Origin of the sequence: Kitasatospora misakiensis (assembly GCF_042656005.1) — a bacterium.
GTDB lineage: Bacteria > Actinomycetota > Actinomycetes > Streptomycetales > Streptomycetaceae > Kitasatospora > Kitasatospora misakiensis.
This window is the reverse complement of record NZ_JBHSOF010000052.1, coordinates 50,894-60,868: the sequence shown is the minus strand read 5'-3', so window position 1 is coordinate 60,868 and position 9,975 is coordinate 50,894. Positions and strand designations below refer to the sequence as shown.

Here is a 9,975-nt window from a genome sequence, read left to right as displayed (position 1 = left end):
CTCCCGGACCGGTCACACCATACGAATCAGCGACCCGCGAAGTACGGGTCTAGGTTCTAGCGTCGAGCCGTCGCGGCCCATCGGGTCATCGGCCCAGCTGGCCATCTGCCTATCGGGTCATCGGAACAGGGGAGAACATGAGCATTTGGTTTGTCACCGGCGCATCGCGGGGGCTCGGCGCGGAGATCACCCGCGAGGTACTGGACAGGGGGCACAGCGTGATCGCCACGGCGAGGAACGCGTCGGCCGTCCTCAAGGCGCACCCGCAGAGGCCGGACGGACTGCTGGCGGTGGACGCGGACGTGACCGAACCGCAGCAGTTGGCGGCCGCCGTGGAGGCCGGGCTGGCCCGGTTCGGCCGGATCGACGTCGTGGCCAACAACGCGGGTTACGGCCTCCTCGGCGCGATCGAGGAGGCCTCCGACCAGGCCGCCCGGGCACTGTTCGACGTCAACGTGTTCGGCGTGCTCAACACCTTGCGGGCGACCCTGCCGACGTTGCGCGCGCAGCGCTCCGGACACGTCCTGAACATCGGCTCGGTGGCCGGTTTCGCCACCGGGCCGGCCACCGGCCTGTACGGCGCGTCGAAATTCGCGGTCGAAGGCATCTCCGAAGCACTGCACGGCGAACTGGCCCCGCTCGGAGTCCGCGTCACGATCGTCGAGCCGGGCGGCTTCCGCACCGACTTCCTGGCCGGCTCCAGCCTCCGAGTCGAGCCTGCCACCATCGCCGACTACACCACGGCCGCGGGACCGGTGCGCGAGGCACTGGCCCACTACGACGGCCGCCAGCCGGGCGACCCGGCGAAGGTCGCCAGGGCCGTCGTCGACGTCACCGAGACCGCCGAGCCTCCGCTGCGCCTGCAGCTGGGCGCGGACGCGGTCGAGCGCGTCGAGGCGAAGCTCGATCTTGTCCGGCGGGAACTCGACCAATGGCGCCACGTAGCGCTCTCCACCTCCGTCTGACGGACGAGCGGGCGCCCCGGCCGGGCGGTTCCAGCCGCGCGGCCGGGGCGCCCGAACGGTGGCGGGAACCGGCTTGAGCGTCGGCCGGGCCGCCGTCAGCCGTCCGAGGCGGCCAGGCGGTCGAGCCATTCACCGAGCAGGTGCTCCTCCGCACCGGTCAGCGCCGTCTGTTCGGGCAGGAGGGCGCGCAGGGCCCGGGCGGCGCCGGCGGGGCCCGCGTCCTGGACGGCGGGTGCGTCGCGGGTGACGGCGGCGACCATCGCTTCGCGCAGGGCGGTGAGCAGGGCCGGGTCGCGCTGGTTCTCGGGCTGTGACAGCCAGGTGAGTACCGCGCCGCGTGCGGTGGCGTGGATGAGGGCGGCTGCGAGCTTCTCGTCGACGCGGAGCCAGCCGCCGGCGGCGAGACGGCTGATGCGTCCCAGCAGGATCCGCATGCCGGCGTGGAAGGCGGCCGAGCTGGTTCCGCGCCTGGGTTCGCCGTACATCAGGGCGTACAACTCGGGGTTGGCGAGCCCGAACTCGACGGCGAGGTCCCAGCCCGCGCGCAGGTCCGCGACGGGGTCCTCGATGGGGCGGTCCGCGTGCTTGGCCGCGAGGAACGTGGCGTAGCCGTGCTCCGCCACGGCCTCCAGCAGCCCGTCCTTGTCACCGAACAGGCGGTAGATCGCCGGGGCCTGCACCCCGGCGGCTGCCGCGACCGCGCGGGTGGTCACCGCGTCGCGTCCCTCGCGTGCGAGCAGGTCCGCCGCCGCTTCGACAACCCGCTGCCGGTTGAGTCCACGGGTGGCTGCGGCATCCGGCTCCGGGGCGGAAGCGGTCTCGGTCGCGGTCGCGGTCTTCGGTTCAGTCGCGGTCTTCGGTCCATCGGGCATGAATCAACGATATCAATGCGCTGGTTCCAATGATGCTATCGGTGATAACGTCCATCCGCAATCACTGGAATCATCAAGTGGAGGAGAGCTCCGATGTCGGAGAAGCTGCGGATCGTGGGCCTTGAGGAGCATGTGGCGCTGCCGGTCCTGCTGGACGCCTGGGCGAAGGCGGGAGTGCCGCAGTTGCCGCAACTCGGCTTCGGCGACACCCCGCTCGCCCGCCGCCTGCGCGAGGTCGGCGAGCAGCGCCTGGCCGACATGGACGATCAGGGCGTGGACGTCGCGGTGCTGTCCCTGTCCACGCCGGGCGTGCAGAACCTCGCGCCGGCCGACGCCGTGAGCGTCGCGAGGGAGGCGAACGACGCGCTCGCGGAGATCGTCAACGCCAACCCGCAGCGGTTCCAGGCGCTTGCGGCCATCCCCACGCCCTCGCCGGAATCCGCCGCGGCGGAACTGGAGCGCGCCGTGGGAGAGCTCGGCTTTCGCGGCGCGATGCTGTACGGGCGCACGGGCGACAGGCCGGCCGACGCACCGGAGTTCGACGACCTCTACGCCACCGCCGAGCGGCTGCGGGTGCCGCTGCACTTCCACCCGCAGACCCCGGTGCGGGCCGTCCAGGAGGCGTACTACTCAGGGCTCCCCCACGGCGTGGGCCCCGTCCTCGCGGGCGCCGGGCTGGGCTGGTACTACGACCTGGGCGTGCAGTACCTGCGCATGATCTTCTCCGGCGTGTTCGACCGCCACCCCGACCTGCAGGTGATCGCGGGCCACTGGGGCGAGGTCGTCCTGTTCTACCTGGACCACATCGGATTCCTGGGGGACATGGCGAAGCTGGAGCGGCCGCTGGCCGACTACTTCCGCCAGAACTTCTGGGTGGCGGGCAGCGGCACGGTCAGCGAGCGCTATCTGCGGTGGACGGCGGAGGTCGTCGGCACCGACCGCATGCTCTACTCGACCGACTACCCGTACACCTTCGGCCTGCGGCCCGGCGGCTTCCCCTTCGTCGACACCAGCGGCGGGGTCGCCCGGTCGTTCCTCGAACAGGCGCCCTTCACCGAGGAGGAGAAGGCCGCCATCGGGTCCGGCAACTGGGAGCGGCTGACCGGTCACGTCGGAGTCGGCCACGCAGATCAGCAGCCGGCCGGCGGTCATGCGCGTCCTGCAGTCAGATGACTGATGTGCGCCCGGTGCTGGTCCGCGAGAGTCGGGGGTGCCGGGTGTTGCCCGGCAGTGGGCGTGGGGGGGTACGCCCGCGTGCTTGTCGACTTACGGGAACACGGGAACGAGGAGTACCAGGATGGCAACCAGTCAGCGGCTCGCCGGGAAGTGGAAGACCGCCGTGGCCGTCGGGGCCGTGGCCCTCGCCGTCACCGGCGTCATCGCCGCGCCGGCCGGCGCGGCGCCCCGGGCGGGTTCGGCGGCGGACCGTCTGAGCATCGAGAACCAGGACCTCTCCGACGCCGTCCAGTTCGGGGAGCCGGCGCACCCCCGGGACCACCCGGGCGGCCGTCCGCTGCTCAACCACCACTGGGTCATCCGGCTCCAGTACGCCGCCGTCCAGGCCCTGAACCAGCGGACCAACTACTCCTGGCAGCGCAACTACAAGGACTGGCGGGTTGCCGTCGTGGGCAACAACATCCAGGGCAAGGAGGTCACCATCTACACCAAGATCACCAACCTGGTCTACGGTGAAGGCGGCGTCATCGGTGCCACCACGGCTCCGACCTCACAGGTGGCGGTCGCCCACAACACCATCGTGGCCCAGGGGAACGTCAACATCATCACCGAGATCGTGAACGTGCACGTCGTCAGCCCCAAGTGGGAAGACGTCCTCAGCGGCGAGTGCCGCGCCCAGGAGGACCTGCGCAACGCGGTGAAGGCGCAGCTCGCCTGCACCCTGGGCTGAGCTCCACCGGGCAGTACGGGAGGGACCCGAAGGGAGGGGTTGGTCACGTCGGCGACCGGCCCCTCCCGTACGTCGCGCTCCCTGTCGCTGCCCCTGCCCCCCGTGGACCTCGATTGTCGGACCCACCGCCTAGGCTGGCGCCAGGTCAATGAGCAAGGGGGCAGTGCTGTGCGGATCGAACGTCACCAGGTGGACGGCGCGCGGGTGGCAGAGGCGCGCGAGGACTTCGTGGAGCGGATCGGTAGGCAGGTCCACTCCTACTCCCGCGCCGGTCTGATGGCCACGGTCGAGTGGCAGCTGATCGCCGGCTCCTTCCTCGACTACCTCGGCGCACTCTCCACCACCCGGCCCGAGCTGGACTCCCCCGAGGCCAAGGCGGTCCTCAAGGACGCCACCGAGGCCGCTTGCGGCGCCGTCTCCTTCGCCGCCTACTACCCGCACGACAGCTTCCACGTCTTCCTGGACTATCCGAACTTCGGGATGAGCTACTACCGCGAGGCGGGCCTCGAACGCGACCCCCACCACAGGGTCGACGCCCGGGAGTGGCTCGACGCCTTCTCCCTCGCGATCATCAGCGACGAGATCTCCCGGCACGGTGAGGCCTTCTGCTGGGCCCGGCAGTTGATGCCCGACGAGCCGGTCACCCCCGCCCTCGCACTCGTCGACGCCTTCGTGGCCCACTTCTTCGAGGACGCCGGGCTCGCCGCCCCCGGCTCCCCCGGCTCCCCCGGCGCCGAACCCCAGCCCGGCCCGCGCGCCCTGCGTGCCCTCACCGACCAGGACCGCGAGGGCTTCGACGCCGCGCTGCTCACGCTCCTCCAGGACGGCCCGCACGGCACCGGGCCCGCCGGCCTGCTGCCGCTCGTCCCGATCGCCCTCGCCGCCCTCGCGTACCGCACGCACGGCTGGACCCCGGCCGTCGACACCGACTACCTCCCCCACGCCCTGGTCACCGGCTTCGAGACGCCCGGCCCGCGCGTTCACGGCCTCGGCCGCGACCGGCGCCCCGACGCCGTCGCCGAGCTCGCCGCCGCACCCGTCCACCTCGAACGGCCGGAGCTGGAGCGCCCCTTCAGCCCGGACAGCGAGGCCCGGTTCGAGCGGCGCACCCTGGAGGCCATCACGCCGGAGGACGGCGAGCCGCTGGACGCGCGGGAGCTCGCGGACGCCCTGCGCTACCAGACCAACCTCCTCGGGGCACGCGCTTCGCAGTCCAGCGATGCCTGCGACGCCCAACTCGCCCACCTGCGGCTCGGCTCCCGGCTGGGGGCCGCCGCCTTCCGGGCCGCCCTCGCCGAACCGGGCACCGAGGCCGAGGTGACGGTCGACGGCCGGACGCTGCGCTTCCCCGCTTACCGGGGCAGGGACTTCGGCCCGGCCTTCTGGCAGACGGCCCTGTCCTACGCCCTGATCACCGGCAGCTCCGAGGACCTCGAACCGCTCCTCCTGGCCGGCCCCGCTATCGCCGCGGACGACCGTTCCCCGTACGCCCCGTACCGCACCGCCCTGCACGACCTCCTCCGCGGCGCCGATCCGCTCCCGGCCACCGAACTCGCCCTGAAGGAGGCGGAGCGAACCCCGGACCAGACCGTCTTCCTCCCGCCCCCGGTCGTCCTGTTCTCCCAGCTGGTCGGGGGTGACGAGACCAGCTTCAACCTCGCCCTGCTGGACGCTCTGGAAGCCCACCGCGACCACCACTCCATCGCCGACCGCGCCGACGGCCCCGAGGCCGCGCTCAGCCTCGACGTCCTCGCCCTCGCCTGCCATGCCCGCCGCAGCCGCGGCTGGTCCATCCATGTCCGCTCGCCCTACCTCCCGCCCCGTCTGCTCGCGGCGGCCAGGCCCGCCTGACGTACGGTCCGCGCCCGACATACGGTCCGCGTCCGACGACAGGCCGGTCGGCCAGGGCCGGCCAGTGAGCGCCGGTCGGTCAGGGCCGGTCGCCGGTACCGCCGTGGGTGGGGGCGGGGCCGGCGGGCCGCTGCCCTGCGGCGCTCCCGTCCGGGTGGGAGCGCCGCAGGGTGGCGGCAGGCATCACCCGGCAGGTGAAGACCAGGTGGACGATGACGACGACCACCGCGGGAATGCCGCCGATCATCACCATGAAGGCCGGCACGAGGTTGGCGAGGACCGCGAGGGCGGGGCGCGCGTCCAGGCCTCGCACCGCCCAGGGCGCCACCATGAGCAGCGCGACGATGACGGGGCCGCCGAACAGCAGGGCGCCCACGACGACGAGTTCGAGCGACGTCAGCAGCTGGGAGTCCGTTGTCCAGGTGCCGCCGAGGGCCGCGGTGAAGGCCATCGAGGTCAGTTCGAGGAGCACGATGAGCGGAACCAGGAAGAAGCCGGTGTAGTAGAGCGCGGCGCGCCTGAACCAGCGCAGCGCCGGCCACCAGTGATCAGCCCAGGCGCGGGCACCGATGGCGAATGGGAGGAGCAGGAGCGGCAGCACGAACAGGAGGTACATCGCCGGGTCGCCGCCGGGGTAGCCGTCGGACAGCTCGAACACCGTCAGGTAGGCCGCGGGCAGCAGGGCGAGCAGGGTGACGGTGAAGGAGTGGGCGGTGTCGCAGCACAGCCCGTGCTCCCTCCTCCCACCCCGATGCAGTTGGCGAGGCCGGGTGGGCGGGGAGCCGCCGTCCCGCACCACCGCCAGCGGCGCGCCGAACGCTCCCCGGCCCGGTCCCCCGCCTGCCGCCGCCACCCCGAACCCGACACGCTGAACCATGTCCATGCCCCCTCCGCGAGATTGAACACGTTCAAAATATGGCGCGTCAGGTCCCCCGGTCAATCCCGCAGCCTTCGCTTCGTTGACACCCGCTCCCGTGCCGTGGTCGGCCGGCCGAGCCCGATCGGCGGGGCCCGGCACCAGAGCCGCGCTGCGGGTCCGTCAGGACGAGAGCGTCCTGGTCGCCAGCACCCTCCCCTCGGCGTCGTACGCGGCGAGCCGGATGCCCTCGAACGGGTCCGCCTTCGCCTCACCGGAATCCTTGAGGCCGGGCCCCCAGAAGAAGCCGCTGGCGTAGCCCGGGTTGCCGGGGAGCGAGGCGACGGTGGCCCAGTGCGCCCGGCCGTCCAGCTCGATGGCCATCCGGGCCACCTGTCCGGGGCCCTGGTACACGAGGTTGTACAGGCCCTCCCGACCCTGCGGGGGCGAACCGTAGTACTGCATGGTGATCTCGGTCGTACCCGTCGTCCAGGAGTGCCCGCCGCACCCCGGGCCGGTTCCGTACGCGGGCGCGTCATGGATGCAGATCTCCTGGTCCTTCAGCTGCATCCACCAGTTCGGGCGGCCCAACGGCAGTTGCTGACCGGGCTCCACCACCACGGCCTCGGGAGCCGGCCCGTCCGGTGCCGACAAGGGTTGCGAGGCCGGTCCGACGGCCGTGACCCCGCGCTGCGCGGACAGGACCGCACCGGTCCCGGCCACCACCGCGAGTGCGGCCACCGCCGCCGACACGCCCATCGCCGTACGCCGTCCCCGTCGCTGCCGGCGCACGTGAACCTGCACGGGCCCGGCGGACCAGTCCGCCACCTCGACCCGGTCCACCTCGTCCCGCAGAGCGCCCCGCACCATGTCCTCGGTGTCCATCAGCTGTTGTCTCCGTTCGTGCCGTCGGTCGTCGAACCGGTACCCGCCGCGTACGGGGCCAGCGCCGGGTGTCCGCGCAGTTTCGCCAGGCCCCGGCTGGCCTGGCTCTTCACAGTGCCGGGCGAGCAGCCGAGCACCTCGGCCACCTGCGGCTCGCTCATGTCCTCCCAGTAGCGCAGGACGACAACGGCCCGCTGGCGCTGCGGCAGTTCCGCCAACGCCTGGAGCAGCGCCGAGCGCTCCTCCACGTCGCGGTGGCCACCGCCTGCGGTGTGCGCCCGGTCGGGGAGGACGGGCACGAGCAACTGCCGTACCCTGCGCCGCCGGTGACGGCTCAGGTTGTTGTTCACCAGGGCCCGGTGAACGTAGGCGTCCGGCTCCTCCAGACGGCTGATCCGCGACCAGCTCCTGAAGACCTTCGCGAGGGTCGCCTGCACCACGTCCTCGGCCTCGTGGTAGTCGCCCGTCAACAGGTAGGCGGTGCGCACCAGCCGCCGCCAGCGCGTGGCGGCGAACCCCTCGAAGCCGAGCTCCCGCGCGCCGGGGCCGCCCTCGGAGGCCTCTCCGGAAGGTGGTCCGGCGGCCGGTGCCGTCACCGGCCGGGACCGGTCCCCCACCGGGATGGTCAATGCACTCGGGGTCATCCGATTCCTCTTCGCGTAAGCGCGACGACCCCACCGGACCGTCGCTCTGCCCTACTCACCCCCGCGCCGCCGGAAAGGTTGCACGCCGCACCGGATCACCCCGGCGCCGATCACGACACGGGGCTCGCGGAAGGCCCCTGCCCCGGTCCGCCGCCGGTCCGCCGCCGGTCCAGCGCCGGTCGGCCAGGGTGAACAGCGGTGCCCGGGGGACGGGAGAATGGGTCGGGTGACCAGCACCCAGCCCCTGCCCCGGGGCCTCGCCTCGTTGATCCCCGACGCCCCCGCCCAGGCCACGCCGGGCGAGCGGGCCGCCTCCCAGCTCCGGCACCTGCGCGAGGCGACCGTTCCCGTGCCGGTCCTCGCCGCAGCCGCCGAGCTGATCGCGCCGCACCTGGCGGATCCCGACCCGGCCACCCGCGCGGCCGCCGCCACCGTCCACGCCCGGCTGCTCGCCGCCATCGAAGACGCCGCACCCGGCCGGTAGGCGGCGGGAACGTCCTCGCGTGCCTGCGCGTCTGCGTGCCCGCCGGATCTGCCCACGTCACGGGGCACGTACACTTACCGCTCGTGGTGGACACCCAGTACGAAGACCTGTTGAAGCACACGCTCACCTCCGGGACGGCCAAGGCCGACCGGACGGGCACCGGTACCCGGAGCGTCTTCGGGCACCAGTTGCGCTACGACCTCGCGCAGGGGTTCCCGCTGGTCACCACCAAGAAGGTGCACCTGAAGTCCGTGGTGTACGAGCTTCTGTGGTTCCTGCGCGGCGACTCCAACGTCGGCTGGCTGCGCGAGCACGGCGTCACCATCTGGGACGAGTGGGCCGACCGCGACGGCGACCTCGGCCCCGTCTACGGCGTGCAGTGGCGCAGCTGGCCGAGCCCCGACGGCCGGCACATCGACCAGATCAGCCAGGTCCTCGACACCCTGCGCAGCGACCCGGACTCCCGCCGGATGATCGTCTCCGCCTGGAACGTCGCCGAACTGGACGCGATGGCGCTCGCCCCGTGCCACGCCCTGTTCCAGTTCTACGTGGCCGGCGGCCGGCTCTCCTGCCAGCTCTACCAGCGCAGTGCCGACCTGTTCCTCGGGGTGCCGTTCAACATCGCGAGCTACGCCCTGCTCACCCACATGGTCGCGCAGCAGGTGGGCCTGGAGCCCGGGGAGTTCATCTGGACCGGCGGTGACTGCCACATCTACGACAACCACGTGGAGCAGGTGACCGAACAGCTCACGCGCACGCCGTTCGACTTCCCCGCGCTGCGCCTTCGGCAGGCCGACTCGCTCTTCGACTACGCCTACTCCGACGTGGAGATGGTCGACTACCGGCACCACCCGGCCATCAAGGCACCGGTCGCGGTATGAGGATCGGACTGATCTGGGCCCAGACCCCGGACGGCGTGATCGGCGCGGACAACACGATGCCGTGGCACCTGCCCGAGGACCTCGAACACTTCAAGGCGACCACCCTCGGACACCCCGTGGTGATGGGCCGGCGCACCTGGGAGTCGATCCCGCCGCGCTTCCGCCCGCTCCCCGGCCGGCGCAACATCGTGGTCACCCGCGACCCGCGGTGGGCGGCGGACGGCGCGGACCGCGCCGGCTCCCTCGACGAGGCCCTGCGCCTGGCGGCCGCCGCACCCGGCGCGGGCACGACCGCCGAGGCCTGGGTGATCGGCGGCGGGCAGCTCTACCGCTCGGCCATCGCCCTCGCCACGACCCTGTCGGTGACCGAGATCGACCTGTCGGTCGAGGGCGACACCTACGCCCCGGCCATCGACCCCGCCTGGACCCTCACCGAGGACCGCGGCCCGCAGACCTCGACGTCCGGCCTGCGCTACCGCATCCGCACGTACACGCGCCGCGGCCCGCAGGGCTGACCCGCCGAACACGCGCCGCGCATGGGCACGGCTCGAGCACAACGAGACCGCCAAGCCCTATCGGTGAACCTACGAAGGCACCCCGCTCGAAGCAGCCTGATCGGAGGCTCCGGTCA

The 9,975-nt window shown here is 72.4% G+C and carries 11 protein-coding genes; 7 read left to right on the top strand and 4 right to left on the bottom strand.

What is annotated here, in order from left to right; translation table 11 throughout:
• Window positions 1-137 precede the first annotated feature (137 nt).
• Window positions 138-965, top strand: coding sequence for an oxidoreductase (locus ACFP3U_RS30165; protein ID WP_380228898.1), 828 nt, complete (start codon window positions 138-140; stop codon window positions 963-965).
• Between the two features lie 95 nt (window positions 966-1,060).
• Here ACFP3U_RS30165 and ACFP3U_RS30160 read toward each other — a convergent pair whose 3' ends face one another.
• Window positions 1,061-1,837 (bottom strand): TetR/AcrR family transcriptional regulator, encoded by a 777-nt coding sequence (locus ACFP3U_RS30160; RefSeq protein WP_380228897.1) that lies wholly within the window; start codon window positions 1,835-1,837, stop codon window positions 1,061-1,063.
• Between the two features lie 93 nt (window positions 1,838-1,930).
• Here ACFP3U_RS30160 and ACFP3U_RS30155 point away from each other — a divergent pair, with 93 nt between their 5' ends.
• The 3 genes from ACFP3U_RS30155 (at window position 1,931) to ACFP3U_RS30145 (ending at window position 5,594) form a co-directional block, all read left to right on the top strand.
• A complete protein-coding gene (locus tag ACFP3U_RS30155; RefSeq protein ID WP_380228896.1) occupies window positions 1,931-3,010 on the top strand; it encodes an amidohydrolase family protein in 1,080 nt (359 codons plus the stop codon).
• Window positions 3,011-3,134: 124 nt separating this feature from the next.
• Window positions 3,135-3,743: a hypothetical protein gene (locus ACFP3U_RS30150; RefSeq protein WP_380228895.1), complete on the top strand. Its 609-nt coding sequence runs from the start codon at window positions 3,135-3,137 to the stop codon at window positions 3,741-3,743.
• 168 nt (window positions 3,744-3,911) lie between these two features.
• Window positions 3,912-5,594, top strand: coding sequence for an immunity 49 family protein (locus ACFP3U_RS30145; RefSeq protein WP_380228894.1), 1,683 nt, complete (start codon window positions 3,912-3,914; stop codon window positions 5,592-5,594).
• Window positions 5,595-5,673: 79 nt separating this feature from the next.
• On the opposite strand, the gene ACFP3U_RS30140 is transcribed toward ACFP3U_RS30145, so the two are convergent.
• The 3 genes from ACFP3U_RS30140 to ACFP3U_RS30130 all read right to left on the bottom strand — a co-directional run bounded on the left by ACFP3U_RS30140 (window position 5,674) and on the right by ACFP3U_RS30130 (window position 7,979).
• A complete protein-coding gene (locus ACFP3U_RS30140) occupies window positions 5,674-6,471 on the bottom strand; it encodes a hypothetical protein (RefSeq protein WP_380228893.1) in 798 nt (265 codons plus the stop codon).
• A 162-nt stretch (window positions 6,472-6,633) separates the two neighbouring features.
• Complete coding sequence (locus ACFP3U_RS30135; protein WP_380228892.1) at window positions 6,634-7,335, bottom strand: hypothetical protein; 702 nt, start codon at window positions 7,333-7,335, stop codon at window positions 6,634-6,636.
• Window positions 7,335-7,979 carry a SigE family RNA polymerase sigma factor gene (locus ACFP3U_RS30130; protein ID WP_380228891.1) on the bottom strand — a complete coding sequence of 215 codons (645 nt, stop codon included), beginning with the start codon at window positions 7,977-7,979 and terminating at the stop codon, window positions 7,335-7,337. The genes ACFP3U_RS30135 and ACFP3U_RS30130 overlap by 1 nt, the downstream gene beginning before the upstream one ends.
• A 226-nt stretch (window positions 7,980-8,205) precedes the next feature.
• Between ACFP3U_RS30130 and ACFP3U_RS30125 the strand changes: the two genes are divergently transcribed.
• The 3 genes from ACFP3U_RS30125 to ACFP3U_RS30115 all read left to right on the top strand — a co-directional run bounded on the left by ACFP3U_RS30125 (window position 8,206) and on the right by ACFP3U_RS30115 (window position 9,859).
• The gene (locus ACFP3U_RS30125) at window positions 8,206-8,463 is read left to right on the top strand and encodes a hypothetical protein (protein ID WP_380228890.1); all 258 of its coding nucleotides are present in this window, start codon (window positions 8,206-8,208) and stop codon (window positions 8,461-8,463) included.
• Between the two features lie 83 nt (window positions 8,464-8,546).
• Window positions 8,547-9,344 carry a thymidylate synthase gene (locus ACFP3U_RS30120; RefSeq protein ID WP_380228889.1) on the top strand — a complete coding sequence of 266 codons (798 nt, stop codon included), beginning with the start codon at window positions 8,547-8,549 and terminating at the stop codon, window positions 9,342-9,344.
• On the top strand, window positions 9,341-9,859 hold the full coding sequence (locus ACFP3U_RS30115; protein WP_380228888.1) for a dihydrofolate reductase: 519 nt from the start codon (window positions 9,341-9,343) through the stop codon (window positions 9,857-9,859). Before ACFP3U_RS30120 ends, ACFP3U_RS30115 begins: the two co-directional genes overlap by 4 nt.
• The last annotated feature ends 116 nt before the right edge of the window (window positions 9,860-9,975 follow it).

Excerpts from the sequence above, each read along its gene's own strand:
- ACFP3U_RS30140 (WP_380228893.1), bottom strand. The coding sequence starts at position 6,471 with ATGGTTCAGCGTGTCGGGTTCGGGGTGGCGGCGGCAGGCGGGGGACCG.
- ACFP3U_RS30115 (WP_380228888.1), top strand. The coding sequence starts at position 9,341 with ATGAGGATCGGACTGATCTGGGCCCAGACCCCGGACGGCGTGATCGGC.
- ACFP3U_RS30130 (WP_380228891.1), bottom strand. The coding sequence starts at position 7,979 with ATGACCCCGAGTGCATTGACCATCCCGGTGGGGGACCGGTCCCGGCCG.
- ACFP3U_RS30160 (WP_380228897.1), bottom strand. The coding sequence starts at position 1,837 with ATGCCCGATGGACCGAAGACCGCGACTGAACCGAAGACCGCGACCGCG.
- ACFP3U_RS30135 (WP_380228892.1), bottom strand. The coding sequence starts at position 7,335 with ATGGACACCGAGGACATGGTGCGGGGCGCTCTGCGGGACGAGGTGGAC.
- ACFP3U_RS30165 (WP_380228898.1), top strand. The coding sequence starts at position 138 with ATGAGCATTTGGTTTGTCACCGGCGCATCGCGGGGGCTCGGCGCGGAG.
- ACFP3U_RS30150 (WP_380228895.1), top strand. The coding sequence starts at position 3,135 with ATGGCAACCAGTCAGCGGCTCGCCGGGAAGTGGAAGACCGCCGTGGCC.
- ACFP3U_RS30155 (WP_380228896.1), top strand. The coding sequence starts at position 1,931 with ATGTCGGAGAAGCTGCGGATCGTGGGCCTTGAGGAGCATGTGGCGCTG.